Source organism: Rahnella selenatireducens, assembly GCF_046449555.1.
GTDB lineage: Bacteria > Pseudomonadota > Gammaproteobacteria > Enterobacterales > Enterobacteriaceae > Rahnella > Rahnella selenatireducens.
This window is the reverse complement of record NZ_JBKEZJ010000012.1, coordinates 150135-174978: the sequence shown is the minus strand read 5'-3', so window position 1 is coordinate 174978 and position 24844 is coordinate 150135. Positions and strand designations below refer to the sequence as shown.

General features: G+C 46.3%; 27 protein-coding genes and 1 other RNA gene. 21 read left to right on the top strand and 7 right to left on the bottom strand.

The genetic code is table 11. The features are described 5' to 3' along the window. Positions 1-12: 12 nt before the first annotated feature. Complete coding sequence (locus tag ACLBVC_RS19080) at positions 13-297, bottom strand: RnfH family protein (RefSeq protein WP_410150917.1); 285 nt, start codon at positions 295-297, stop codon at positions 13-15. Then, positions 290-724, bottom strand: a complete 435-nt coding sequence (locus tag ACLBVC_RS19075; RefSeq protein WP_410150916.1) for a type II toxin-antitoxin system RatA family toxin — start codon at positions 722-724, stop codon at positions 290-292. The genes ACLBVC_RS19080 and ACLBVC_RS19075 overlap by 8 nt, the downstream gene beginning before the upstream one ends. Positions 725-880: 156 nt before the next feature. On the opposite strand from ACLBVC_RS19075, the gene smpB reads away from it, so the two are divergent. The 5 genes from smpB (at position 881) to ACLBVC_RS19050 (ending at position 6747) form a co-directional block, all read left to right on the top strand. Next, a complete protein-coding gene (gene smpB, locus ACLBVC_RS19070; RefSeq protein WP_101075405.1) occupies positions 881-1363 on the top strand; it encodes an SsrA-binding protein SmpB in 483 nt (160 codons plus the stop codon). A 49-nt stretch (positions 1364-1412) separates the two neighbouring features. Next, positions 1413-1776, top strand: a transfer-messenger RNA (tmRNA) gene (gene ssrA / locus ACLBVC_RS19065). Between the two features lie 192 nt (positions 1777-1968). Next, a complete protein-coding gene (locus tag ACLBVC_RS19060) occupies positions 1969-3174 on the top strand; it encodes an integrase domain-containing protein (RefSeq protein WP_410150915.1) in 1206 nt (401 codons plus the stop codon). Positions 3175-3176: 2 nt separating this feature from the next. Then, on the top strand, positions 3177-6056 hold the full coding sequence (locus ACLBVC_RS19055; protein WP_410150914.1) for a reverse transcriptase domain-containing protein: 2880 nt from the start codon (positions 3177-3179) through the stop codon (positions 6054-6056). Position 6057: 1 nt separating this feature from the next. Beyond that, positions 6058-6747: a hypothetical protein gene (locus ACLBVC_RS19050; protein ID WP_410150913.1), complete on the top strand. Its 690-nt coding sequence runs from the start codon at positions 6058-6060 to the stop codon at positions 6745-6747. A gap of 333 nt (positions 6748-7080) precedes the next feature. Here ACLBVC_RS19050 and ACLBVC_RS19045 read toward each other — a convergent pair whose 3' ends face one another. Both ACLBVC_RS19045 and ACLBVC_RS19040 read right to left on the bottom strand, forming a co-directional pair. Further along, positions 7081-7254: an ogr/Delta-like zinc finger family protein gene (locus ACLBVC_RS19045; RefSeq protein WP_238532095.1), complete on the bottom strand. Its 174-nt coding sequence runs from the start codon at positions 7252-7254 to the stop codon at positions 7081-7083. Positions 7255-7263: 9 nt separating this feature from the next. Then, complete coding sequence (locus ACLBVC_RS19040) at positions 7264-8049, bottom strand: capsid protein (protein WP_410150912.1); 786 nt, start codon at positions 8047-8049, stop codon at positions 7264-7266. Positions 8050-8614: 565 nt separating this feature from the next. Here ACLBVC_RS19040 and ACLBVC_RS19035 point away from each other — a divergent pair. From ACLBVC_RS19035 to ACLBVC_RS19010, 6 genes are read left to right on the top strand one after another with little or no spacing between them, the layout of a single operon-like run. Continuing rightward, on the top strand, positions 8615-8875 hold the full coding sequence (locus ACLBVC_RS19035) for a helix-turn-helix transcriptional regulator (RefSeq protein ID WP_410150911.1): 261 nt from the start codon (positions 8615-8617) through the stop codon (positions 8873-8875). Beyond that, positions 8872-9102 (top strand): hypothetical protein, encoded by a 231-nt coding sequence (locus ACLBVC_RS19030; RefSeq protein WP_410150910.1) that lies wholly within the window; start codon positions 8872-8874, stop codon positions 9100-9102. Before ACLBVC_RS19035 ends, ACLBVC_RS19030 begins: the two co-directional genes overlap by 4 nt. Positions 9103-9115: 13 nt before the next feature. After that, the gene (locus tag ACLBVC_RS19025) at positions 9116-9640 is read left to right on the top strand and encodes a host cell division inhibitor Icd-like protein (RefSeq protein WP_410150909.1); all 525 of its coding nucleotides are present in this window, start codon (positions 9116-9118) and stop codon (positions 9638-9640) included. Then, positions 9637-9900 carry a hypothetical protein gene (locus tag ACLBVC_RS19020; protein ID WP_120134556.1) on the top strand — a complete coding sequence of 88 codons (264 nt, stop codon included), beginning with the start codon at positions 9637-9639 and terminating at the stop codon, positions 9898-9900. Before ACLBVC_RS19025 ends, ACLBVC_RS19020 begins: the two co-directional genes overlap by 4 nt. Further along, complete coding sequence (locus ACLBVC_RS19015) at positions 9897-10238, top strand: DUF5375 family protein (RefSeq protein ID WP_410150908.1); 342 nt, start codon at positions 9897-9899, stop codon at positions 10236-10238. Before ACLBVC_RS19020 ends, ACLBVC_RS19015 begins: the two co-directional genes overlap by 4 nt. 11 nt (positions 10239-10249) lie before the next feature. Continuing rightward, positions 10250-12577 (top strand): primase-helicase zinc-binding domain-containing protein, encoded by a 2328-nt coding sequence (locus ACLBVC_RS19010; RefSeq protein ID WP_410150907.1) that lies wholly within the window; start codon positions 10250-10252, stop codon positions 12575-12577. A 49-nt stretch (positions 12578-12626) separates the two neighbouring features. On the opposite strand, the gene ACLBVC_RS19005 is transcribed toward ACLBVC_RS19010, so the two are convergent. Next, positions 12627-14258 carry a restriction endonuclease gene (locus ACLBVC_RS19005; RefSeq protein WP_410150906.1) on the bottom strand — a complete coding sequence of 544 codons (1632 nt, stop codon included), beginning with the start codon at positions 14256-14258 and terminating at the stop codon, positions 12627-12629. 955 nt (positions 14259-15213) lie between these two features. Here ACLBVC_RS19005 and ACLBVC_RS19000 point away from each other — a divergent pair. Both ACLBVC_RS19000 and ACLBVC_RS18995 read left to right on the top strand, forming a co-directional pair. Further along, positions 15214-15531, top strand: a complete 318-nt coding sequence (locus ACLBVC_RS19000; RefSeq protein ID WP_410150905.1) for an ArsR/SmtB family transcription factor — start codon at positions 15214-15216, stop codon at positions 15529-15531. Continuing rightward, positions 15528-16058, top strand: coding sequence for a rhodanese family protein (locus ACLBVC_RS18995; protein WP_410150904.1), 531 nt, complete (start codon positions 15528-15530; stop codon positions 16056-16058). The genes ACLBVC_RS19000 and ACLBVC_RS18995 overlap by 4 nt, the downstream gene beginning before the upstream one ends. A 156-nt stretch (positions 16059-16214) precedes the next feature. Here the strand turns inward: ACLBVC_RS18995 and ACLBVC_RS18990 are convergent, their stop codons facing one another. Next, positions 16215-16421 (bottom strand): hypothetical protein, encoded by a 207-nt coding sequence (locus tag ACLBVC_RS18990; protein ID WP_410150903.1) that lies wholly within the window; start codon positions 16419-16421, stop codon positions 16215-16217. A 62-nt stretch (positions 16422-16483) separates the two neighbouring features. On the opposite strand from ACLBVC_RS18990, the gene ACLBVC_RS18985 reads away from it, so the two are divergent. Continuing rightward, positions 16484-17263, top strand: coding sequence for an ABC transporter substrate-binding protein (locus ACLBVC_RS18985; protein ID WP_410150902.1), 780 nt, complete (start codon positions 16484-16486; stop codon positions 17261-17263). A gap of 193 nt (positions 17264-17456) precedes the next feature. Here the strand turns inward: ACLBVC_RS18985 and ACLBVC_RS18980 are convergent, their stop codons facing one another. After that, on the bottom strand, positions 17457-18239 hold the full coding sequence (locus tag ACLBVC_RS18980; protein ID WP_410150901.1) for a DeoR/GlpR family DNA-binding transcription regulator: 783 nt from the start codon (positions 18237-18239) through the stop codon (positions 17457-17459). Positions 18240-18505: 266 nt separating this feature from the next. Here ACLBVC_RS18980 and gatZ point away from each other — a divergent pair, with 266 nt between their 5' ends. The 7 genes from gatZ to ACLBVC_RS18945 all read left to right on the top strand — a co-directional run bounded on the left by gatZ (position 18506) and on the right by ACLBVC_RS18945 (position 24802). Then, on the top strand, positions 18506-19801 hold the full coding sequence (gatZ, locus tag ACLBVC_RS18975) for a tagatose-bisphosphate aldolase subunit GatZ (RefSeq protein WP_410150900.1): 1296 nt from the start codon (positions 18506-18508) through the stop codon (positions 19799-19801). Continuing rightward, complete coding sequence (gene gatA / locus ACLBVC_RS18970; protein ID WP_410150899.1) at positions 19794-20276, top strand: PTS galactitol transporter subunit IIA; 483 nt, start codon at positions 19794-19796, stop codon at positions 20274-20276. Before gatZ ends, gatA begins: the two co-directional genes overlap by 8 nt. A 72-nt stretch (positions 20277-20348) precedes the next feature. Then, entirely contained in the window at positions 20349-20633 is a 285-nt protein-coding gene (gene gatB, locus ACLBVC_RS18965) for a PTS galactitol transporter subunit IIB (protein WP_410150898.1), read from the top strand. Between the two features lie 3 nt (positions 20634-20636). Continuing rightward, positions 20637-22004 (top strand): galactitol-specific PTS transporter subunit IIC, encoded by a 1368-nt coding sequence (locus ACLBVC_RS18960; protein WP_410150897.1) that lies wholly within the window; start codon positions 20637-20639, stop codon positions 22002-22004. 44 nt (positions 22005-22048) lie between these two features. Next, entirely contained in the window at positions 22049-23098 is a 1050-nt protein-coding gene (gene gatD, locus ACLBVC_RS18955; protein WP_410150926.1) for a galactitol-1-phosphate 5-dehydrogenase, read from the top strand. Positions 23099-23102: 4 nt separating this feature from the next. Beyond that, on the top strand, positions 23103-23957 hold the full coding sequence (locus ACLBVC_RS18950) for a tagatose bisphosphate family class II aldolase (protein ID WP_410150896.1): 855 nt from the start codon (positions 23103-23105) through the stop codon (positions 23955-23957). Between the two features lie 140 nt (positions 23958-24097). Next, positions 24098-24802, top strand: a complete 705-nt coding sequence (locus tag ACLBVC_RS18945; RefSeq protein ID WP_410150925.1) for a GNAT family N-acetyltransferase — start codon at positions 24098-24100, stop codon at positions 24800-24802. Positions 24803-24844: the final 42 nt, after the last annotated feature.

The following is a 24844-nucleotide window of genomic DNA, read 5'->3' as shown; positions in this document are numbered from 1 at the left end:
GCCTAAGGCGCCTTATTTTTTAGAACGTTCGGCTCGAATGCGCCGCAGCTCTTTCGGATCCGCAATCAGTGGCCGGTAAATTTCAATCCGATCACCGTCGTTTACTGTATCCATCAATTTTACAGGCCGGCTGTAAATCCCCAGCTTGTTCTTCTTTAAATCAATGTCCTGACGCAGCTCAAGTAAGCCAGAAGCAACAACAGCCTGTTCAACATTGCTGCCTTCTTCCAGCTTGACGGTTCGCAGATACTGACGTTCAGGCAACGCGTAGACCACTTCAACGCGGATCTCAGACACTGTAGACCTCTTTTGCACGCAGTGTGAATGCCTGAACCATGCTTCCTGCCAGCTCTTTGAAGATTTTACCGAACGCGAGCTCAATCAATTTATTCGTGAACTCGAAATCCAGACTGAGCTGAACTTTGCAGGCTTCAGGGCTCAGTTCGATGAAATCCCACCCGCCGGTGAGCTTACGAAACGGGCCATCAACCAGTTGCATATCAATGCGTTTATTGCTTATCAGCGTATTTTTGGTGGTAAACGTTTTACTGATGCCCGCTTTAGAAACATCAACAGCCGCAGTCATTGACGTATGACTGTTTTCTAAAATACGACTGCCAGTACAACCGGGCAGAAATTGCGGGTAAGCATCGACATCATTCACTAAGGTGTACATCTGTTCCACGCTGAACGGCACAAGCGCAGAACGACTTATCTGTGGCATATCATTTTCCAGGTGTCATAAAACGTACAGATAATACCATTTATCGGCACGGTAATAAAAACAACGAAGCACAGCGCGCCACAAACAGGAAAAACATCTGACTCTGACCGCGTGGGGATTTCATTCGGCATCGCTTACAGTATAATAAGTGTCACTATGACAAAGAAAAAAGCACATAAACCCGGTTCCGCGACTATCGCGATGAACAAACGCGCTCGCCATGAATACTTCATCGAAGATGAGATCGAGGCGGGGCTTGCTTTGCAGGGATGGGAAGTCAAATCGATGCGAGCTGGTAAAGCAAACATCACTGACAGCTATGTCACATTCCGCGACGGTGAAGCCTTTTTATTCGGCGCAACTATTCAACCTCTCAACGTGGCGTCAAGTCATGTGGTTTGTGATCCGACCCGCACAAGAAAATTGCTGCTGAACAAACGTGAATTAGAAACGCTGTTCGGTAAAGTCACTCGCGATGGTTACACTGTCGTCGCGCTTTCCATGTACTGGAAAAATGCCTGGTCGAAAGTGAAAATCGGCCTGGCCAAAGGTAAGAAAGAGCACGACAAGCGCGATGACATTAAAGATCGTGAGTGGAAAGTAGACAAAGCACGTATCATGAAGAACTCAAACCGCTAAGTCTCTGGCTTAGCATGCAGTTTTTCTGATATACTGCGAAATAGTACTTGGGGCTGATTCTGGATTCGACGGGATTTGCGAAGCCCAAGGAGCATGCCGAGGGGCGGTTGGCCTCGTAAAAAGCCGCAAAAAAATAGTCGCAAACGACGAAAACTACGCCCTAGCAGCTTAATACCCTGCTTAGAGCCCTCTCTCCCTAGCCTCCGCTCTTAGGACGGGGATCAAGAGAGGTCAAACCCAAAAGAGATCGCGTGGACACCTTGCCTGGGGTGAAAGCGTTAAACCCAATCAGGATAGTTTGTTAGTGGCGTGTCCATCCGCAGCTAACCGGCGAATGTAAAGATTGGACTAAGCATGTAGTGCCAACGGTGTAGTAATTTCGGACGGGGGTTCAAATCCCCCCAGCTCCACCAAATAATGATCCGGTTATTACCAGATAAGTCCGGAGAAGTCCTGAAAGCCCGCATCCCTTCTAGGTTTGCGGGCTTTTTTGTGTCTGTAGAAGTCCGAGAAGATCCGCCTGAAACCGGCGTCTATTGGTATACGAATTGGTATACGCTAAGATATATACCAATAAACGTATACCAATTAGGGAAGTTCCTTGCATGGCGCGGACTACACGCCCCCTCACCCACACCGAAGTACAAAAAGCCAAAGCCACTGATAAAGACCTCACCTTGCATGACGGTGACGGACTCTTTCTCCTGGTCAAAACCACCGGCAAGAAAATTTGGCGTTTCCGCTATCAGGTTCCTAACACATCAAAACGCACCATGATTAGCCTCGGCGCTTATCCTGCTCTTTCACTGGCTGATGCCAGAGAAGTGCGTGCAGAGAAGCTTGCGATGTTAGTCAAAGGAATAGACCCACAAGCAAGAGCTGGTGAAGAAGCTGAGAAGCTCCAAATCGCTCAGGAAAGCATTTTCGCCAATGTTGCACGTAAATGGTTCGAGCTGAAGCAAAGTCACGTCAGCGCTGACCACGCTAAAGATATCTGGCGTTCTATTGAGAAAGACATCCTGCCCAGTATTGAAAATGTTCCTGTTCAGGAGCTGAAAGCTCGCACCCTGATTCAAGTTTTAGAACCAATCAAAGCGCGGGGAGCATTGGAGACGGTTAGAAGGTTGGTGCAGCGCATCAATGAAATTATGATTTATGCGGTGAATGTTGGACTGATTGAGGCAAATCCAGCTTCAGGTATAGGTAATGCTTTCGAACGCCCGAAGAAGCAGCACATGCCTACAATTCGCCCCGAAGAACTGCCCAAGCTAATGCGCACCATTTCTATGAGCAACCTGTCTATACCAACCCGCTGCCTGCTTGAATGGCAGCTACTGACGCTCATACGCCCTGCCGAAGCTTCTGCGACAGCCTGGTCAGAGATTGATATAGAAAATAAGCAATGGTGTATACCGGCAGAACGTATGAAGGCAAAGCGTGACCATATAGTCCCGCTGTCAGAACAAGCTTTAGAACTGCTAGAAATCATGCGTCCCATTAGTGGTAATCGTCAGTACGTTTTCCCTAGCCGCAATGACCCAAGTAAACCGATGAACAGCCAGACTGCCAATGCCGCTTTGAAACGAATTGGCTATGGTGGAAAATTAGTCGCGCATGGGTTACGTTCTATTGCTAGTACAGCCATGAATGAGGCTGGCTACAATGCTGATGTGATCGAATCCGCGCTAGCACACAGTGATAAAAATGAAGTGAGACGGGCATATAACCGCTCAACATATCTAGAAAAAAGAGTCATATTAATGAATTGGTGGGGGCAATATGCTCTTCCTCACAGCAAAAGGAATGTATAAATATGGTTGATGCAGATATTGTTACTCGTGCTTATGATTGTTTAAAATCACATGCATATCATGATAATTTTAATTTTTTTTTGAAAGCCGACATAGCCTTATTTGAAAATACAAGATTTAGGCTTAACATTTTAAGAATTGCGAGATTTTTGAATAGTGCCAATGTTCAGATGGACACCTTTTCTGAATGGTTAGAAAAGATAGATGTCAATTTTTTACCTAAAAAATTTAAAAAAAGTTATGATCTTGAACAAGATAACAAAGCACTCTTTCTTAGTAATCAAAAGATTTCTGATGAATATATAGTTAATGAAGTTCATTACTTGATATCTGCACCGGTCCCAATCCATATAATAGAGACGATGTGGTCAATTATTGTTGGTTCTCTTCTTGATGAATCACTTTCTAAAAACTCTTATGGCAACAGAGTTCATAACTCGATAATTAGAATAAGGCAAAGTTATCCGAATACAATCGAATCAAACTCTAATGATCTTTTCGAAAGATATATTGAAAATTATACAAAATGGAGAGATCAGGGAATAAATAAAGCTATCGAAGTTGTTAATACCGATAAGAAGGACGTGGCTATTTTCTCCTTAGATCTCAAAGGATTTTATTATAATATTGATATAGATTTTAATACTATATCCAATATTATAACCGAGACTCAAAACCCAAGCCTCATTGAGCTGTCTTTAATCCTGAATGATTGTTTAAAAAAAATACATGAAAAATATAAGACAGTTGTCGAAAATACAATTGGCATAACTCATCAAAAAAATAATAATGGTGGAATTCCTATTGGTATGACTTCCTCGGCAATTCTTTCAAATTGGTATCTCAAAGAATTTGATAATGATGTCGAGGAACTGATCAACCCTACTTACTATGGTAGATATGTTGATGACATGATTTTCGTTTTAAAATCACCTAAACTAGAGTTTGGGAACAACAAAAATGCGATCAATGACTTTATTTCAAATATATTGAGAGGAATGATAGTTGAGAGTGAAAAAGACACGGGGTCATACTTATTAGCTGAAAAATATCACTCTCTGCCCATTCAAAAAGATAAGCTAATTTTGCACTATTTTGATAAAAACCATAGCTTAGCGGGTTTGCAAATTTTCAAAAAAGAATTAGAAAATAGAAGCAGTGCCTTTAGATTTTTACCGGATGAGCATATTGTGAGTGATCTTGACACATTTGCGTATGATATACTTTATGATGGTTCAGCTAATAAGTTTAGAAGTATTGTTGGTCTTGTTGAAAATGAAACAGAGTTATCTAAATATTTATCCTCTCATACTATCGCTCACAGGCTTTGCAAGTTACCTGCTGGTGAGAAAACACTACAACAAATTGAATTGTTTTTTAAAGGCGAAAATGCTCTTATTTTTAGTAGATTGTGGGAGAAGGTAATTTCTTATTCATTAATAACGGACAACAATAAATTTGCAGTTGATTTTTATTATTCAGTGAAAGAGTGCATTAAAAAAACATGGTTATCAAAAAATGCTCATGACAGTAGTCATATAAACATAAAAATTCAATCAGGCTTGGATAAATATATAGACATCTCATTTAGCCTATCACTAGCACTCTTAGACATGAAGGTTATACTTGGAGAAAAGAAAACAAGTAATAAAAGCATTAAGTTAATCTCAGGAATAGTGAGTAACTCGTCTTATTTAAAAAAACTTACGCAACAATTTCGTAAAAGTAACTTAATAAGGCACTATCTGGTTTCATGGCCGCTGGCAAACTATACGGATTACACTGGCGATTTAACCAAAGAGAATGCATATTTCTCTTTATTGAATTTCGATTTGAATGATAATAAAATACTTCATTCACCTCGTTACATTCATGCTGATGATTATCAGCTTTTCGATTTAATAAAAGCACTCTATAGCAAGAAACTTCATAAGTTTACTAAAGAAAACAAATACCACAAAGATTATTGCACAGTAAAGAATATAAAAAATAAAAAAGCATTAAAAATAAAATTTAAAAACCAAAAGAAAACAAAAGAATTAAAAGTTGCACTTGCTAATATGCAGATTAATCAAAGTTCTATTGAATCTGCTTGTCGGAAAGATCGCGAACCAGATATAAGTTATAAACGGCAGAAAAATTTATATAAAATTCTTAACGCTGCAAATGAAGAAAACGCTGATATTCTTCTCTTACCAGAACTGTCTATCCCTGTGTCTTGGCTTCCGTTTATGGCCTCTCATGCCCGTAGACAGCAAATTGCTCTGATTTTTGGTTTAGAACACTGGGTAATTGATGATATAGCTTATAATCTAATTGTAGAGATACTACCTTATAAGTCTCATGATAAATACAATTCAAGTTTTATTTCTTTGAGAGAAAAAAATCACTATGCTCCTAGCGAGCTAGAAATGCTGCAATCTTTCAGACTTAAAAACTCCTCAGATAAACACGAGGATAAAAAATATCATTTAATCAGTTGGAGAGGTGTTTCTTTTTCGACATATAATTGTTTCGAGCTAGCTAACATTGAGCATAGAGCATTATTTAGATCACAAATTGACATTCTTTTTGCTTGCGTTTGGAATAAAGATACTAACTATTATCAGCACATAATGGAATCAGCAGTGCGTGATATTCATTGCTACATTGCACAGGCTAACACTTCGCAATATGGTGGTTCATGTGTATTACAACCAACCATGACAACTATTTCTAACAAAATATATGTTAAGGGGGGAGAGAACACATGCATACTAACCACCACTTTAGATATAGAAGGCTTAAGGGACGCTCAGTACAGAGATAAAAGAATTTCCGGGGATATTATCAAACATAATCCACCAGGCTTTAGTCAAAGAAAATTGTCGAGGAGATTTTAAGATGATAAACACAGTCATCGAATCATTATTCACAGCAGGAACCACTGTGACAATAATGGTTTTTTTATCGAAATTCATACTTAACCATCTTGATAAAAGGTCGATTGAGTCATTTAAACTAAAAACAAAAGCAGAACTTGATCTAATACAAAAAAACCATGAGTACAACGCTAACAAAAACAGAGAAATTGGAAGATGGTCCAGCACTTTACTCAGTGCTGCAAATGGTGTTATTGGACGACTAAGCTATATTAAAACAATGAATGAGACTGATGTTGACGACTATATTAAAAATAGCACAAAGTATTACCTATGCCAACTAATGTGTTGGTCACAAATATATAAAAAAGATCGAGACATGGTTTTTATGTCCCCTGCAAATGATGAAATTTTAATGTCAGAACTTTTAAAAAACATAAGTATTAGTATAAGAACAAACAATTTTAACAGCCCAGTTATCAGATCGCTCGAGCAAAGCTATATTGCAAGTGCTATGACAATGGATGGAGCTTGTATTTCTTATGCTAACTTTATTGATAATGAAGTGTTAAAGCATTATGAGCCGTTGAATAACCTAGTATTGACGCTATTAAATGATAAACACCATTACTTATTAGATGATATTGTTAGTCATGCAAAGCATTTTAAAAAGCATGCGGAAGCGCTCCTGATGTCAACAAATAATAATTAGAGTACGAAATTGCGCACGCAAGTATAGTCACTATTATTGCTTATAGTCTGCGCGCGCAATTCTCCCCGCCTGCCCGCTGCTGACTTAGCTCACTGGTTTTAATGCATGAATAAAAGCCGCTGAAATCCCGTGTAGCAAGGGGTTAGAGCCATTTTGAGCACTCCTGGATCCATGCAAAACCATGCACCCTAAGCATGCAGAGCTTACAAGGACAGGCTAGCCAGAGAAAAGGCTGTCAGGAGGGACGAATTTGCACCGTATTAATGAAAAATGCCGCCTTATTCGAAAGCGACACTTGAGGTTATTTTTTGGGGAATTGAAACGAGCTGAAATTTATATTTTCCGCTTTAGATTTTCTCTTTTAACGATTTTACTGACACTTTCATTTGTTTTAAATGCGCATGAGCATTCCAGCCTGGTGCACTGATAATAAGACTCCTTTGTCTGTTCGGTGATATAACGGCTTGTGCGAATGTGAGAAACAGAGCTGCAAAGCGGGCAGCGCATCATTTGCTGTTACTCCTTTTTTGAAGTAGCACGCTCTGTCAGCTTACGTGCCAGTAACTGTCTTTTTATCGGGCTTTGTAATAGCGCCACATCGACACCAGGCAACGCAGGAGCATGCGTCCCAATTTTCTCCAGCACAGGTTCAGCATCCATGTTTAACTGACCGATGCGAGCCGCCACGACAAGCGCCTTGCCAATTTCAGCGCTGATAATTTTGGCGGGCTCTACATAATGACCGGATTGTGTTTCCTGGTAGCTGACGTTGGATAACGCCAGAAGTTTAAGTTTCACAGCGCGTACCAACGCCGGACTGAGATTGTTGATGGCCAGTCGCCACTGATGGTCAGCATAGGCATTCAGTGCGCTGCGGTGGGCGCTAATCAACGCATCCCCGGCATTAGCACAATGCAGCATCGCTGATTCTTTCTCGACACTCAATTCCTCAATCAGGTCATCGAACTCTTTAACTAATCCCTGCTGAACAGCCCGCTGACTGTGCGCGTTCTTGAGCTCGTCCGTCATAACTCCGCGTGACTTGCGAAAACGTGAACGCCAGCTCTCTTCATTTTCTTTGATTTCGCTGTTCGCCGTTTCTTTTTCCTGGGCGCATCGGGCAATCGAACTTTCAATTTCATCCAGTGCCTGCTTTTCCTGCGCAAAAGCCGCTTTGGCCTGCTCAAAGCGTTGGATAGCGTCTTCAGCGTTTCCTGATGATGGCTTTTCGTTGTGACCGGCTTTGACCTGAAGAAAGTCCTGGATAACGGCTTCGACGGTTTTGGTTGAATCGGGTTTCATGGCATACCTCAGCAATGTGTTGTCAATGTGAGGATATTGTGGGGAGGCTGGCACAACATTTCTATCTGATGGCGTTCGCTCAGCGCTGGTACAACGGACTGGGACGTAAGCCATGAAAATGGAGAGAGTTTATATTTCTATAAATACTATTCACTACTGTTCACTTTAAAATAAAATATAATTAAATCATTAATTTAATCAGTGAACACCTTCCCCAAAGCTATTCACTCACTGTTCACGACTGTTCCCTGTCTTAAAAAGCCTTTTTCTGGCTAGCCCAAAATAATTTAATATTTTTTCCTATTAAAATTGAGTTCATTAATAACCAAAACCACTTAATCATTGTTCAGTAAACAACCTGCATGTCACTGTAGGCATTTGTAGGCAACTGTAGGCATTTGGGCTTTTGTGACCTGATGTTGTTTAAAAAAACAAGCATTTTTTTCAAGGTTTTTTAACGCAAGAGCTTGTTGCTAAACGCAAAAATATTATCAAAATAGGGGGCTCCTTAACGAAACAGCCGGTACTGGTCGCGTCCAGCCGGATACAAATATGAGGTAGCACCATGCTCTCCACCGCTCAAAATACGCCCCCTTCTTCTGCCCCTGTGATGCCACCGGCGTACCCACGCGATCGCTTTATGCGACTGCCGGAAGTGATCCACACCACCGGTCTCTCCCGCTCCACCCTTTACGACTTAATCAGCCGTCAGCAATTCCCTGCCCAGATTTCTCTCGGCGGTAAGAACGTGGCCTGGCTTGCCTCGGAGATTGAGGGCTGGATGAATGACCGCATCGCCGCACGCGCTCAGGAGACCATGCAATGATTTCTCTGGCTGTCGGTCATCATAATATCCAGCTCAATACACAAGAGGCGGCCTATATGGCTGAAGGCCTGATGGCTGCCGCCTGCGGCAGAAAAAATCCCTTGCCTGCATTTACCAGCAATACCCTGGGCATGTTATCCGTAGCAGCCGAAAGCGTTAGCTCTGAGGATGATTCGCACTTCCGATCAAATCCGCAGCAGTCCGATCAACTCCTGACCGATTGCTAAGGAGAAACGGCCAATGCTTCAAAAAAGGCTTTTCTCTGGCGAGCCCCTGCTCTATAGTTTTTGTGCTGCCGCAAAATCGGCAGCCGGGCGTGGAAACCCGAGTTACTTATTGGCGACACAACACGCGCCTGGCGTGTTTTTTTATGTCGATGCCTTAGCGCACCTGTTATTTGCTCAGTGGTTTCTTAACCGCTGTGCTTATCAAGCAATGGTGGCTCAGGCGGGGCTGACCTCGGTCAGGCCGGTTTCCAATAAGGCCGGTATTTCCACCCCCGTCTGGGCTACCACCCATAAGCGTGGAAACTTCGGTGGTAGCAATAACCAATACTTATTGGAGGCTGCCACCATGGCTACACCCCTCACCCCCCCACATCCTAAATTTACGTTCCTGTTCGCCGCCGTGCGCCGTGCTGAACCTAAAGCGCCGGTTTGTATGCTTCGTTACGCCGCCGACAATGAACATTCTGCCCGTCGCCAGTTTGCCCGTGACTATGTGCTGTGCTTTGCCGGTCGCCTGCCCGCTCAGGAGGCCGCATGAACAAGCTCGCGTCCTTCTATTTTCCCAATACCCATTACCCTATCCCGCATGCTGATTTCCTGCGCCTGCAACACGCGCACAACGTCGGCGTGATGTTCCTCGACATGCTTGATACCCAGGACTCGTTAGGGCATGTGCCCAGCGGCGATCAGCTGAATTCCATGGCCTCAATGGTTGCGCTGCTGACTGACCAGCTCGGCAAAGTAGTAGACACCTGCGAGACCGCCATCAAAACGCAAATGGAGGATGTCTACGAATGAATACGACTCAGCAATCCTGCCTGCCGGTTGAAGTGCTCGCCGCCCTCTACCGGCGCGCCCTCGCACAGGCCTATCTCGATGCCTGTACCGCCTACGGCGTTGAAACCGGCTACTCGCTAGATGAACTGCAAATGACCATCGCAAAAGAGGTCGAAAGCTACTATGTCCGTCAGCACGGCGCAAAGCTGGGTATGGACATCGCCTGCGCCATGCTGCGCGACATGGTGCAGCCCGATATTCTGGTGGCAAAACCCCGCCTGACACCGCTCGGAGAATCCATGATGGACGAGCTGTTCCGGCCTTGTCTTCACACCACTCCTGAAACCACGCTGCACTGACAGAGGCGCATATGACACAAATGATTGTTCAAAACACCGTGAGCGCCGCGACAGGGCGCTGGCCTCAGCTTCTGCCAGCGCTAGGTATAAACGTTGCCCCTCACGGGCATCATTCAGCCTGCCCCGTTTGCGGGGGGAAAGACCGCTTTCGCTTCGATAATCAGGCAGGAAGAGGCACCTGGATATGTAACCACTGCGGTGCCGGTGACGGGCTAAATCTGGTTGCGAAAACGCTGGATATCACCACGAAAGAAGCCGCCGTGAAGGTGGCTGAAATTCTGGGAGAGGCTCAGCCTCTTGCGGTTCATCACGACGAGTCCGCTGTACAACAGCAAAAAGACGATGCCCGCCAGAAGGCAGCCGTGCTGGCGAAAATGTTGGTAAATGCAGCCCGCAAAGCTTCAGGCAATGCCTATCTGGAGAAAAAAGGCTGGGCGGATAAGGAGGTACTGACCTTACAGGGTAACGGCCTGCGAGTGGGCGGCGTAGATTTCGCGGCGGGTGACCTGGTCATTCCGCTTTATGATTTATCGGGCAAACTGGTCAACGCCCAGCTCATTAACGGGTCGGGGGAAAAACGCATGCTTGCGGGTGGGCAGGTTACCGGCGCAGCTCATCATTTTGAAGGTAAAGACAGCCCCGTTATCTGGATGGCAGAAGGCTATGCAACCGGCCTGACAATACATGCGCTGACGGGTGAAACCGTGTATGTGGCAATGAGTGCCAATAACTTCCCTCATCTGGCTGAGTGCCTGCGAGAGAAATACCCTGACGCCGTGCTGCTTATGGCGGCAGATAATGATCGGAACGGCACAGGACAGAAGAAAGCTAAAGAAGCCGCAAATCTGGTCAACGGAGAGGTTGTGCTCCCCTTAATCGCAGGTGACTGGAACGATGTATTCATGCAGGAAGGTCGTGACTACACGCTGGAACAGCTCCGCGCTTTTAATAAGCCATCTGCGCAGAGCCCTTTTGAAACGGTCAGTGACGCAGACCTTAAATCCATGAGCGCAAGCGAGAAAGCGGAACTATTAATAACCCATTATGAACAACGATTAGCTGTGCCGCAGGTGGGAGAGGATCTCTGCCGCTATGAGAACGGTGCGTGGCAGATATTACCCCACGGCGTTCTCAGCCGTGAGATCGCCGCTTTATTTCAAAAGATCCGCGCCCCCTTTTCGGCACCTGGTATTAGCGGAATTATTGATACCTTGAAGCTGATGGTGCCTCAAACAGGGAAACCGGCGAGAAGTTTGATAGGATTCCGCAATGGGGTGTTTGATACCGTCACAGGACATTTTAGTCCTCACAATCCAAACAATTGGCTGCGAACCGTAAACAGTGTTGATTACACACAACCTAAAGCCGGTGAAAACCTTGCAGAGTATGCCCCTAACTTCTGGCAATGGTTAACACGGGCTGCAAACCAGCAAAGTGAAAAACAAGAGCGCATACTCGCCGCACTTTTCATGGTGCTGGCAAACCGTTACGACTGGCAACTGTTCCTTGAAGTGACAGGGCCAGGCGGCAGCGGTAAAAGCGTAATGGCTTCCATTGCCCGCATGCTTGCCGGAGAAGACAACACCACCTCCGCAAGCATCGAGACTTTGGAATCCGCGCGTGAGCGTGCTTCTGTGGTGGGATACTCACTGATTGTGTTACCCGACCAGGAGAAATGGAGCGGCGACGGCGCAGGAATTAAAGCCATCACTGGCGGTGATGCGGTAGCGATTGACCCGAAATACCGTGATGCTTATTCGGCACATATTCCGGCGGTGATCCTGGCGGTGAATAACAACCCGATGCAGTTTAGTGACCGAAGCGGGGGCGTAACGCGCCGGCGGGTGATCATCACTTTTCCGGAGGTGATACCCGCGAATGAACGGGATCCACAGCTAATAGAGAAAATAGCTCAGGAGCTAGCCGTCATTGTTCGCCACCTGATGCAACGCTTTGCCGTTCCCAGTGACGCACGCGAGTTGTTACAGGCACAGCAAAATTCCGATGAAGCATTGGAGATAAAGCGCAGTGCAGATCCATTAGTGGATTTCTGCGGTTACCTGCTGGCAGTCAGCACACCAAACGGCCTTTATATTGGGAACGCCAACATTATTCCAGCCAACCCGCGCAAGTATCTCTATCACGCGTACCTATCTTTTATGGAAGCAAGAGGCCATCAACGCCCTATGACCCTGACGGCCTTTGGTCGGGCTGTACCGCAAACGCTGAAAGAATATGAGATTGAATTCATGAAGCGAAAGACCAATCAGGGAATGCAGACTAACCTCACGTTAAACGATGACAGTGAGGCGGATTGGTTGCCGAAGTGCGAAAGATAATTTAATTCTCACCGCCTCAGATGATAATGAGGCGGTGAGAATTTCATATCTACAGGAGCTGTATTTTTGCATCAACTCCAGCATGTTCTCTTAAAAGATAAATTAAACCACCACCATCAATTAATTCTATAGGTTTATCTTTACAGAAATTATAAGCATCTTTGCCATATTTACTAGTGCAAACCAAGATTCCTTTATTTGCACCTTCATTCATCATGGTTCCATAAAGATCTCGTACGGCACTCACACCTACAGTATCTTTATATCTTTTAGCTTGAATGACAACTTTCCCACCAAGTATAGGTCTTGTATCAAACGCTATTGCATCAACCCCGCCATCTTTAGTACCTCGGGTTAGTTTGGTATCTAATCCCATCTGCGAAAAAAGATTTGAAACTAAAACCTCGAACTCCCCAGGGGATAAATCCATAAGATTAGGACGCGATTCCAATCCAGATAAAGCATCACCCTTCTCAATAAATCTCTTATCTACCATATTAAATTCTATAATAGGCTTAATTGCTTGAAGCTCTTCAGGATGATTAGATACTTGAGCACCAAGACTACGAAGGCAAGCTACCTTATCTATTCGGTCTAATTTTATAGCCATAAACTCTTCTTTGAAAGCTCTAACAGATACGACATTTACATTGATATCATGCCCACTAGTTGGGTCGATCGTATCGAGCACCCCAGTGAATACTACTGATAATATAGCACCAGCCTGATCAGCCTCAAAAATCTCATGTAATGTACGCAAAGCAATTGCAGCTATAATATCTTGATATAGCTTATTTATTTCAGATGGCTTTCTTAGTTTTGAAGTTATCGCATCACGCGTCTTAATATATTTGTATTCTAAATCCTTTGGGATAACATCGATACTAGGTATGAAATACTCTATTACTAATTCCTTGTTTGCAATTGTATAGGCAAGACGGAAATTTTGTTGAAATCCATCTTGCGGATACTCAGAGCGAGTAAGAACCATTTCGCAGTAATTTTTAACGGATAGTTCATCTCCAGAAAAATAACTTACTTCAAACTCATCAATATCTTCATTATGCCGATTCACCTCATCAAGATATCTATTTTTTTCTCGTGAATATTCATTTTTCATCTCTTCGATTTTCTGGCTTTTTTCTTTTTCTTTAGAGATATACTCTTTCATTTCAATTTCTAATTTCTTCTCAGCCAACTCTACTTTCGAATTGTATTTTTTACCCGCACCAGGTATTAACTTTCTCCATCCCATCGGCATAGGTACGAAATCTATTATCGGGCTACTGTCGGGTAAAAGATGGCTCGGTGTCTGAAATTTTTTAAAACTAGGTACCATTTTTAAACTTGAAAAATCAATAGAATCATCATGATTTAAAGTGTGTTCTAAAATGCCAGATAATTCAGAGATTGTTTCAAGCAAATCAGAATTAAGATCGTTAACCTCCTCTATTCTATCTTCTAAATACATTACTTTAGCAAGTTTATCTGCCTCCTTTTGCTCACGAATTAACTGTTTTTCTTCACGCACGTATTGTGCATATTCTTGTCTGTTCTGCCTTTCTACACGCCTAGCTTCAGCGGCATGGCTTCTCAGAGATCTTTTATTTTCACGGTCAATTGCCGCAGCAGCCCTAACCGAAGCCCTCAAAAAACCCTCAAAACCGGATCTACGTCCCATTTTATGTCCTTAAATTAGTTTAGCGCTTTTACTGTGTATAAATGATAACAAACAATTTTTTTCATAATAGGCGAAGTCATGAACCAAAAATACCTTTTGGGATCATCGTGAATAGAAGTGAAGGCTATGAAATGACTTAAAAAAATTAACCAACTGAAAAAAAAGAGTTTTCTATAAAAGTGAACACTGTGACCAGTTTTTCTATAAATCTTTTTGTATCGCGTAGGCTAGTCAGAGGCACCCTACTCAAAGCGTTCAAAATATGAACATAACGAGGCACGATTATCTGCATTGGTATACGTTTAGGTATACACCACAAATCTGAAATCGTAATTAACTAGCTAAAACATTAAGTTAGCTAATATCCTCAACTTCCCCCAGCCCACCAAACAAGGTTTCGGTTATTACCAGATAAGGCCGTTACCGCAAAGAAAGCCGCAGCCCGGAAGGGTTTGCGGCTTTTTTATTGCAGGTTATCCGCTGGCAGCCCTCATATGCAACCATCAATTTTAGATATACGGCTAGTTATATGCCCCTCATATAGCTACAGAGCGTATCGCTAAAATGGCTCGACCCGCCATATCACTCACCAACTCACAGATCAAAGCCGCCAGGGGCAAAGATAAAGAGCATACCTTGCAAGACGCCAGCTGCCTTTATCTTTTGGTGAAACCCAGCGGCGCGAAATGAAACAATTACTGCGAATCAAAGAGTGACATCAGAGAAGTTTAACGAGATACCGGCTCAGGCCGGTTTTTTCATATGACAAGATATGTAGCCACCCGAAAGTGATGAGGTATGAGCAGCTTACAACAGGACAATTACCGTTCAATTATCTGAGAATTATCCATAAATATAAAATCCAACACCGTGAAAACTGTACTAAAAATCTATTTTGCTCTATGCCTTCAATTGATTTAGTATTTACTTAACTTAGACAAACCTAAAGTAATGTATGAAACATACTGGCATTGAATTTTTGCAAGAAAATGCCGCTCAGGCGACCAGGCTACTCAAGTCAATGAGCAATGCAAACCGACTACTGATCCTTTGTACGCTCATTGACTCACCAGGAACTTCAGCAGGTAGCTTAAGCAAACTGACAGGATTAAGCCCTTCCGCAACATCTCAGCATCTGGCCAGAATGAAGGAAGAAGATTTGATTGAATGTTCCGCTGATGAGCAGAGAAGAAATTATTTTATTAAAAATGAATCAATTAGAAAGATTGTCGCAACGTTAAAGGACATTTTTTGCCCAGAGGATTTGAAATGACCGCAAGAACCGTAAGTCCTTCAGAAGCACAAGAACTCATGAAAAAAGGCAGCACTCTGATCGACATCCGGGAGCCTGCTGAATTTCTTCGTGAGCACATTCCTGAAGCTATCTCCTTTCCATTATCTGAGCTCTTGTTGGGAAATAAAATTAAAGGTCTGCCCGTAAATACTCCTGTCATTTTTCACTGTTTAGCGGGTTCCCGTACAGTTCAAAATGAAGATGCCCTTATCAAAGCAGCAGACCCGGAAACCGTTTTATTGTTATCTGGTGGCATAAATGCCTGGAAAAGTGCCAATTATCCTACCATTGAAGACAAGAAATATCCTCTTCCAATAATGAGGCAGGTTCAGGTTGTCGCTGGGATACTGATCCTTGCCGGGGTCGCGATGGGATACGCTGCAGATAAAAGCTTCTTTCTCTTGTCGGGATTAATAGGTGCAGGCCTGCTTTTTGCTGGGGTAAGTGGTTGGTGCGGAATGGCAGCTCTGCTTTCCAAAATGCCCTGGAACAAGATTAAGAATTAAAGACTGGCATGTGTTTAGAGATAGCAATTAAAACTAAATTAAATGTCTAAAAGTAAAACTGATAGTCAGATTTCCCCAAACAAGGTTTCGGCTATTACCCGATAAAGTCGCTAAGACAAAGAAAGCCGTAGCCCGCAAGGATATACGGCTTTTTGATTACGACGTTTCCGATAAACCGCCGCAGTCTATCTTTTTGTTTTTTATCCATAACACGACATTAACCTCATCCACTTCGGCGAATAGTCGTTTTCCATAGCGGCCAGTTCTCTGATCGCTGCCATCTTCAGCTATTGCCCGTTTTGCGCAGATTGCTGGCGCTTGACCATGACTTACTGAGTCGTCATATTCGAAACCAGAAACCATCACTTTTACCCTCGCCTTTAGCCGCGGGGGTTTGTTTTTTTGGCATCATCAGGAGATTACTTGTGAAGAAAAACATATTGCTGGCCATTCTGGCGCTGGCGGCTACCAGCAGTTTTGCACAGGCTGAAACAACGTTGCGTTTTGGCGTAGATCCGTCGTTTCCCCCTTTTGAATCCAAAGCGCCGGACGGCAAGCTGGTCGGTTTTGATATCGATCTGGGCAACGCAATCTGTCAGCAGGCTCAGGTTAAATGTGAGTGGGTTGAAACCGCGTATGATGGGATTATCCCAGCCCTGAATGCCAAAAAATTTGATGCCGTGCTCTCAGCGATGTCGATGACACCTAAACGCAAAGCTCAGGTCAATTTCTCCAACATGCTTTATCACGTTCCAAGTGTGCTGATCGCGAAAAAAGGAAGTGGCTTGCAGCCAACCGCGGAATCGCTGAAAGGTATAACCGTTGGTGTTGCTCAGGGGACAACACAGGAAGCGTATGCGCAAGGCGAATGGCAGAAGAAAGGCGTTAACGTCGTCTCCTATCAGAATCAGGATTTCGTGAATCAGGACCTGGCCTCTGGCCGTATCGACGTGACGTTGACTAACGCGGCCGCAGCCGAAACTGGCTTTCTGAAAACGCCTGAAGGCAAAAATTATGCCTTTGCTGGCGAGCCGTTAAACGACACCCGTTATCTGGGCGAAGGAACGGCTATCGGGCTGCGTAAGGATGATCAGGCGCACCTGACACTCATCAATAATACGCTGGCAGAAATCCATAAAAACGGGACTTACCAGACGTTGGAAAAGAAATACTTCACGTTTGAGGTCTACACCCAAAAGCCGTGATTCCCCACTCTTCAGGCCGCATGTAATCGTTCATGCGGCTCAATATTTGCGGGCGAGATTCCATTCCCGCCTGTCTGAAACTGCAATTCAGAAAATTGTTTTCGTGAGCCTGCGCAACCCTTAAACCTGCCCGTTTCACTGATTCAGCTTTCAGCCTAAAGTCAGCCTCGCCGATAAACATTATCTGAAAAGGTTAAACCAGCATGAGATTCGCGGACGTCAGCCTGAGTGCCAGCAACGCTTCTTCACGGATATCTGTGTCCGTAATAATCGTGTCAATTTTTTCCATCGGTAGCACCAGATTATATCCGCGGCGGCCAAATTTAGTGGAATCGGTGACAACCACAACCCGTTGAGCAGCGGCAGCCATAATACCGCTGATGCTGTAGCCCTCATTAAATGTGGTGATACCGGTCGCGGCATCCAGGCCGTCCGCGCCCACAAACATCAGATTGGCGACGATCCCCTGCAAGGCGTATTCCGTAATGTTGCCATGCAAAGAGCGCGTTTTATGTCGCAACGTTCCACCGCACACCACCAGCGTAATATCTGGGTTTTCAGACAAAACAAACGCAGCCGGTAAGTTGTTCGTGATGACAGTAATATCGCCTTTTTTCACCAGTTCTTCAGCCAGCAACATCGTTGTGCTGCCACTGTCGAGAATGACGGTATCTCCGGGATTCACCAGCCCTGCCGCCGCCTGAGCGATGCGTTTTTTAGGATCACTGGCCAGCAGATAGCGCTCTTCAAGCATCATTTCATCCTGCGGTAACTCCGTCTGGTTGGCTGGCGAAGCCACCCGTTTCGCTGCACCGCCATGAAAGCGTGTCAGGGACCCTTTTTGTTCCAGCAATCCTAAGTCAGAGCGGATTGTTACTTCGGATACGTCGAAAGCACTCGAAAGGTCGGCAACCATAACGCTGCCGTTTTGATTTACTAAATCAATGATTTTGTTACGTCTATCATAAGTATTCATGATTAAGGATCCGAAAGACCATATTGCCGACAGTGTAAACAAAAGGCGTCATCAAGAGGAGAAAAAAATCCCGGCAATGTGAAACGCCTTATCACTTTGCTTGTCAGGTTTTGATTATTTACACTTTACGGTACACCTCTGTAGTCGAAAGAAAACGAATGCAACAACCTTACGAAATATTTCGATCGCTGTCACGAAATCTGAAAAACGCTATTGTTTGGCTTTCGAAATGATATGACTATCTTCGAAAACAATCGGAGGCCAAAATGAAAGATATTATCGAAAAGCATAAACAAGGCGAAAGCAACGGGATTTGTTCTGTCTGCTCCGCACACCCTCTGGTGATCGAGGCGGCCCTGCGGGAAGATCTTCACACCGATCGTAAAGTGCTTATTGAAGCAACCTCTAATCAGGTGAATCAGTTTGGTGGCTACACAGGAATGCTGCCAATCGATTTTCGGGATTTCGTACTCGCGATTGCGGAAAAAGTGGAATTCCCAATGCAGCGGCTCATTTTGGGTGGAGACCATCTGGGGCCAAACTGCTGGCAAAATGAAAATGCTGAAAGTGCAATGTCTAAGGCAGAAGTACTCATAGCGCAATATGTTGAAGCCGGTTTCAGCAAAATACATCTGGATGCCTCAATGTCATGCGCAGACGATCCAGTTCCGCTTGATCCTTTTGTAGTCGCTCAGCGAGCAGCGCGCTTGTGTCAGGTGGCCGAACGTGTAGCAACACCACAGCAAAAATGTTCACTGACTTACGTCATTGGCACCGAAGTCCCGGTGCCCGGCGGAGAAGCTTCCGCCATTCAGCACGTTCATGTGACCGAGGCGAAAGACGCGCAAGCCACACTCGAAATGCATCATCAGGCTTTCAACGAAATGGGGCTTGAGGCAGCTAAAGAACGGATCATCGCCGTTGTTGTGCAGCCAGGTGTAGAGTTTGACCACAGCCGCGTGATCCACTATCAGCCAAAGCTCACTGAAGGATTATCGGCTTATATAACATCGACTCCGCTGGTTTACGAAGCTCATTCAACCGATTACCAAACCCGTGAATCCTATCGTCATCTGGTTGAGGATCACTTTGCCATTCTGAAAGTCGGGCCTGCATTAACCTTTGCCCTTCGTGAAGCCATTTTTGCTCTGGCGAATATCGAACAGGTACTGATCGCCCCCGAATCCCGCAGCCAGATACTGACCGTGATCGACGGTGTCATGCTGGACGAACCGGTTTACTGGAAAAAATACTACAACCCGACATTCAGCCTTTCGCTGATCGACCTGCATTTCAGCCTTTCAGACCGCATTCGTTATTACTGGCCAAATGCCCGCATCAACAAGGCAATGGAAACGCTGGTCGCCAATTTAAAATCGGTGGAAATTCCCCTCGGCCTGCTGAGCCAATACCTTCCCGCGCAATTTGAACGGGTGATGGCGAATAAACTGACCAGCGATCCTCACGAACTGATTATCGATAAAATTCAGGATGTTCTGCGCGCCTACCATTACGGCTGTTCCCCGCAGCCCGCCAGCGCGGAGGCCTGCTGCAATGCTTAACTGCGAAATCTTCGTCAAAACAAATATTGCCTTCACGGATCATCTGGAAGCTCTGGCCCACATCGGAGAAAGCATGGTCAAAGCCGGCGTGGTTGAAAGCACCTATCCGCAGGCGCTGCTTAATCGCGAGGCTGAATTCCCGACAGGCATTCAGCTTGAGGAACATGCGGTGGCTATTCCCCACTGCGAAGCCAGCCATGCCCGGAGCCCGGCTATCTATCTGATTCGTCCTGATGCCCCTGTTGAATTTTTTCAGGCTGATGATGAAGGCACCGTTCCGGCGTCACTGATTGTGGCACTCATCGTCACTCACCCATCGGAACAACTGAAACTGTTGCGTCAACTTTTCAGCCAGTTACAGAAACCGGACTTTTTAGAAAAACTGCTCACCGCGCCAGAAAATCAGCTGACCTCCATTTTTGAGCAGCATGTTTTCTCACCCACAGAAGAGAAAATATCTCCCGTTTATATCTGAAGCTCTTACCACCCGAAGCGACCTCTACACCTTTCTTACAAACATTAAAACAAAGCACCAAGGAGTCTTACCGTGAAGCGAAAAATCATTGTCGCCTGTGGCGGAGCCGTTGCCACATCCACCCTGGCTGCAGAAGAAATCAAAGAGTTGTGCGCAGCGCACAACATTGAAGTAGATCTCGTGCAATGCCGCGTCACCGAGATTGAAACCTATATGGACGGTGCGCATCTGATTTGCACCACGGCCCGGGTTGACCGCAAATTTGGGGATATTCCCCTGGTACATGGGATGCCATTTATTTCCGGTGTCGGCATGGATGCGCTGCGTGAGCAAATACTGACCCTGTTGCAGGAGTAAGCCATGTTTACCGAAATAATGCGCTACATCCTCGATCTCGGGCCGACAGTCATGTTGCCCGGCGTCATCATCATTTTCTCCCTGATACTGGGCATGAAACTGGGGGACTCATTTAAATCAGCCATTCACATTGGCATCGGCTTCGTCGGGATTGGTCTGGTCATTGGCCTTATGCTCGATTCCATCGGGCCTGCCGCAAAAGCGATGGCCGAGCATTTTGAAATCAACCTACAAGTGGTGGATATCGGCTGGCCGGGTTCATCACCGATGACCTGGGCTTCCCAGATTGCGCTGGTCGCCATTCCGATTGCTATCGGAGTAAATATCGTGATGCTGCTGACCCGCATGACACGCGTTGTCAACGTCGATATCTGGAACATCTGGCACATGACATTCACCGGCGCCATGCTGCACCTGGCAACCGGATCATACTGGCTGGGGATCATGGGCGTCGTGGTTCACGCAGCATTCATCTACAAACTGGGCGACTGGTTTGCGAAAGATACCCGCGATTTCTTCAACCTTGAAGGCATCGCAATCCCGCACGGCTCCTCGGCTTATCTCGGCCCGATCGCCGTGCTGGTCGATACCCTTATTGAGAAAATCCCGGGCCTGAACAAAATCCACTTCAGCGCTGACGATGTCCAGAAACGCTTTGGCCCGTTCGGAGAACCCGTCACCGTGGGCTTTGTCATGGGTCTGATTATTGGTTATCTCGCCGGATATGACATCAAAGGTGTATTGCAGCTGGCCGTCAAAACGGCTGCCGTCATGCTGCTGATGCCACGGGTGATTAAACCGATCATGGATGGGTTAACACCTATTGCCCGCCATGCACGTACACGTCTGCAAGCCCGTTTTGGCGGTCAGGAATTCCTGATAGGTCTCGATCCGGCGCTTTTGCTCGGCCACACCGCCGTCGTCTCTGCCAGCCTGATCTTTATTCCGTTAACAATTTTGATTGCGGTACTGGTACCGGGAAATCAGGTTCTGCCGTTTGGTGATCTGGCAACCATCGGTTTCTTTGTAGCGATTGCAGTGGCTGTGCATCAGGGAAATCTGTTCCGCACGCTGATTTCAGGCTGCATCATCATGAGCATTACCCTCTGGATTGCGACGCAGACTATCGACCTGCACACACAACTCGCAGCCAACGCTGGGGCTCTTACGGCCGGAGGCAGAGTGGCATCGATGGATCAGGGCGGCTCTCCGATTACCTATCTCCTGATCCAACTTTGTACGCTGAAAAACATCGCGGGGCTCAGCATCATCGGCGTCATTTACGCCGTGGGTGTATACCTCACCTGGCGACGCGCCCGCAATTTCACCCGGGCTGAAAAACTGGCTGCGGCTGCAATGACCAGCGCTTAACCCTCATCCAGGCGGAGGATTTCCTCCGCCTTAAGGAAACAATGATGCAATCTGTAGTGATACACCAGGGCGGAGCAATCACCGTCGAGGAACGGGAAAAACCCGTGCTGAATGCGCCAGATGATGTGTTAGTTCGTGTTGCGTATTCCGGCCTGTGCGGTTCAGATATTCCGCGTATTTTCGCCAATTCTTCGCATTATTATCCGATCACGCTCGGCCATGAATTCAGTGGTTATGTGGTCAGTACCGGCGATGAAGTTCATGATTTACAGGAAGGTGATGCTGTGGCGTGCGTTCCTCTGCTCCCCTGCTTCCAGTGTCAAGAATGCAAAAAAGAAGCGTACTCACAATGTAAGCACTATCAGTTTATCGGCTCCCGCCGCGATGGCGGTCATGCGGAATATGCCGTTGCGTCGAGAAAGAACCTCTTCCGGCTGCCGGAAAACGCTTCGTTGCTTCAGGGCGCATTTCTGGAACCGATCACTGTAGGTTTACACGCACTAAAACTGGCCGGAGGCTGTGAAGGAAAAGAAGTTGTCGTGATTGGTGCGGGAACGATCGGCCAGTTGCTCATTCAGGCCGCTTGCGCCTTGGGTGCAAAGTCGGTGACGGCTATTGATATCAATCCGCAGCGGCTTGCGCTTGCTCTGGAAACCGGCGCGGGCCATAGCTTTAACAGCGCCCAGCTAAATGCTGATGAAATCCGCCAGCAAAGTCAGGAACGTCGCTTTAATCAGCTGATTATCGAAACCGCTGGCACGCCGCAAACCGTCGCGCTGGCTCTCGACATTGCAGGACCGAAAGCGCAGGTCGCGTTGGTCGGTACACTTCATAAAGATCTGACTCTGAATGTGGCGACCTTCAGCCATATCTTGCGTAAGGAGCTGACGTTACTCGGCAGCTGGATGAATTATTCCGCGCCCTGGCCCGGCAGTGAATGGCAGCAGGCAACGCAGCTTTTTGCGGAGCAAAAAATAAATCTGATGCCGCTCATTGGCTGTCTGGGCGATCCGCAGGAGTTTGCCAGAGAAGTTGCCGCCCTTAAGGGCAAACCTATGGCGGGAAAAATTCTGCTGGATTTAACAAGGAGCTAAATTCATGTATCTGATCTCAAACAGAGAAATGTTGCTGGCGGCTCAGCGTGAAGGTTATGCGGTTCCGGCATTCAATATCCACAATATGGAAACGATACAGGTTGTGGCCGAAACGGCCGCTGCGATGGGCTCCCCGGTGATACTCGCCGGAACGCCCGGCACATTCAGCTATGCGGGAACCCGATACCTGATTTCGTTATGCCAGGAAGCGGCACGCAAAAACCGTATTCCGCTGGCGCTGCATCTTGATCATCATGAAGAACAGGAAGACATCGGGACGAAAGTCCGGGCGGGGATCCGATCCGTTATGATCGACGCTTCACATTTTCCGCTGGCGGAGAACATAGAAAAGGTGCGCGATGCTGTGCGTTTTTGTCATGCCTTTGATGCGAGCGTAGAGGCGGAACTCGGGCGGCTTGGTGGGCAGGAAGACGATCTGGTCGTTGAAGAAGGCGACAGCTTCTTTACTGATCCGGTTGTCGCAAAGCACTTTGTGGAATCCACCCGTATCGATTCGCTGGCGGTCGCTATTGGCTCTGCGCACGGCTTATATCAGGGTACGCCGAAACTGGATTTCCGCCGTCTTGAACAGATTCGCCAGCTGGTAGATATTCCGCTCGTTCTGCACGGCGCATCTGGGATCCCGGATGACATGATCCATGAGGCGATTGCGCTGGGGATCTGCAAAGTCAATGTGGCGACTGAGTTGAAAATAGCCTTTGCCGATGCGGTGAAAAACTATTTTACAGCGCATCCTGACGCGAACGATCCACGCAAATATATCGTTCCCGGAAAGCTGGCTATGCAAAAAGTAGTGGAGGAAAAGATAAACGTCTGCGGCAGCGCTGGCCGTTTATAACCAGCATGAGGTTTACCGCCTTCATGGATTAAAAGCGGAGGTTTTTCTCCGCTTTTCAGCTCTTTGGCATCTCACCGGTTGCAGGCCAATCGCCATTCTGATTTTATGGAAAGCTCTCTGATAGTGAAATGGAAAAGATGATGACAACCCTCAACCACTTTGGCCAGCCTGTGGGCGACGCCCTTCCCGACTGGCAGCCTCGCGAACGTCCGTCTCGCGTTCAGCTTAACGGCACCTGGTGCCGTCTGGAGCCGCTGAGTTGCGAACGCCACAGTCAGGATCTCTTTAACGCCTGGCACAGCATTGATAACGGCAGTGACTGGACCTACCTTTCCGTTGACCGTCCGGCGACGCAGGCTGAATGCGATCTGTTTATTTCACAGCAGGTCAAAAGTGAGGATCCTTTATTTTTCGCTGTGGTAGATAACGCAACGGGGGGGGCGGTCGGCAGCGTATCGCTGATGCGCGTCGACCCGGTGAACGGCGTTGCGGAAATTGGTTGGGTAAACTGGTCTCCGCTGATGAAGCGCACGCGTTTCGGCACCGAAGCGATTTATCTGCTGCAACGTTATCTGTTCGATACGCTGAAATACCGCCGCTGCGAATGGAAATGCCACAGCCTGAATGAACCCTCTAAACAGGCGGCATTACGGTTCGGTTTTCAATACGAAGGCACATTCCGTCAGGCTATCGTCCTGCGTAGCCACAACCGTGATACCTGCTGGTATTCCGTCATCGACAGTGAATGGCCGGAATCGAAAACGGCATTTGACCGCTGGCTGAGCGCCGATAACTTCTCTGCAGAAGGTCAGCAGAAGCAGCGTCTGGAAGAACTGCGTAAATAAAAAATAGCCCGCGGAATTCACTGACGCGGGCACTTTCTTTGC

Bases quoted from the DNA above. Each gene is read 5' to 3' on its own strand.
- ACLBVC_RS19055 (WP_410150914.1), top strand. From the start codon at position 3,177: ATGGTTGATGCAGATATTGTTACTCGTGCTTATGATTGTTTAAAATCA.
- ACLBVC_RS19005 (WP_410150906.1), bottom strand. From the start codon at position 14,258: ATGGGACGTAGATCCGGTTTTGAGGGTTTTTTGAGGGCTTCGGTTAGG.
- ACLBVC_RS19045 (WP_238532095.1), bottom strand. From the start codon at position 7,254: ATGCGCTGCCCGCTTTGCAGCTCTGTTTCTCACATTCGCACAAGCCGT.
- ACLBVC_RS19025 (WP_410150909.1), top strand. From the start codon at position 9,116: ATGCTTCAAAAAAGGCTTTTCTCTGGCGAGCCCCTGCTCTATAGTTTT.
- ACLBVC_RS19050 (WP_410150913.1), top strand. From the start codon at position 6,058: ATGATAAACACAGTCATCGAATCATTATTCACAGCAGGAACCACTGTG.
- ACLBVC_RS18995 (WP_410150904.1), top strand. From the start codon at position 15,528: ATGACCGCAAGAACCGTAAGTCCTTCAGAAGCACAAGAACTCATGAAA.
- smpB (WP_101075405.1), top strand. From the start codon at position 881: ATGACAAAGAAAAAAGCACATAAACCCGGTTCCGCGACTATCGCGATG.
- ACLBVC_RS19000 (WP_410150905.1), top strand. From the start codon at position 15,214: ATGAAACATACTGGCATTGAATTTTTGCAAGAAAATGCCGCTCAGGCG.
- ACLBVC_RS18990 (WP_410150903.1), bottom strand. From the start codon at position 16,421: ATGGTTTCTGGTTTCGAATATGACGACTCAGTAAGTCATGGTCAAGCG.
- ACLBVC_RS19040 (WP_410150912.1), bottom strand. From the start codon at position 8,049: ATGAAACCCGATTCAACCAAAACCGTCGAAGCCGTTATCCAGGACTTT.
- ACLBVC_RS18980 (WP_410150901.1), bottom strand. From the start codon at position 18,239: ATGAATACTTATGATAGACGTAACAAAATCATTGATTTAGTAAATCAA.
- gatA (WP_410150899.1), top strand. From the start codon at position 19,794: ATGCTTAACTGCGAAATCTTCGTCAAAACAAATATTGCCTTCACGGAT.
- ACLBVC_RS19075 (WP_410150916.1), bottom strand. From the start codon at position 724: ATGCCACAGATAAGTCGTTCTGCGCTTGTGCCGTTCAGCGTGGAACAG.
- gatZ (WP_410150900.1), top strand. From the start codon at position 18,506: ATGAAAGATATTATCGAAAAGCATAAACAAGGCGAAAGCAACGGGATT.
- ACLBVC_RS18950 (WP_410150896.1), top strand. From the start codon at position 23,103: ATGTATCTGATCTCAAACAGAGAAATGTTGCTGGCGGCTCAGCGTGAA.
- gatD (WP_410150926.1), top strand. From the start codon at position 22,049: ATGCAATCTGTAGTGATACACCAGGGCGGAGCAATCACCGTCGAGGAA.
- ACLBVC_RS19035 (WP_410150911.1), top strand. From the start codon at position 8,615: ATGCTCTCCACCGCTCAAAATACGCCCCCTTCTTCTGCCCCTGTGATG.
- ACLBVC_RS19010 (WP_410150907.1), top strand. From the start codon at position 10,250: ATGACACAAATGATTGTTCAAAACACCGTGAGCGCCGCGACAGGGCGC.
- ACLBVC_RS18945 (WP_410150925.1), top strand. From the start codon at position 24,098: ATGACAACCCTCAACCACTTTGGCCAGCCTGTGGGCGACGCCCTTCCC.
- ACLBVC_RS19060 (WP_410150915.1), top strand. From the start codon at position 1,969: ATGGCGCGGACTACACGCCCCCTCACCCACACCGAAGTACAAAAAGCC.
- ACLBVC_RS19015 (WP_410150908.1), top strand. From the start codon at position 9,897: ATGAATACGACTCAGCAATCCTGCCTGCCGGTTGAAGTGCTCGCCGCC.
- ACLBVC_RS19020 (WP_120134556.1), top strand. From the start codon at position 9,637: ATGAACAAGCTCGCGTCCTTCTATTTTCCCAATACCCATTACCCTATC.
- ACLBVC_RS19030 (WP_410150910.1), top strand. From the start codon at position 8,872: ATGATTTCTCTGGCTGTCGGTCATCATAATATCCAGCTCAATACACAA.
- ACLBVC_RS18960 (WP_410150897.1), top strand. From the start codon at position 20,637: ATGTTTACCGAAATAATGCGCTACATCCTCGATCTCGGGCCGACAGTC.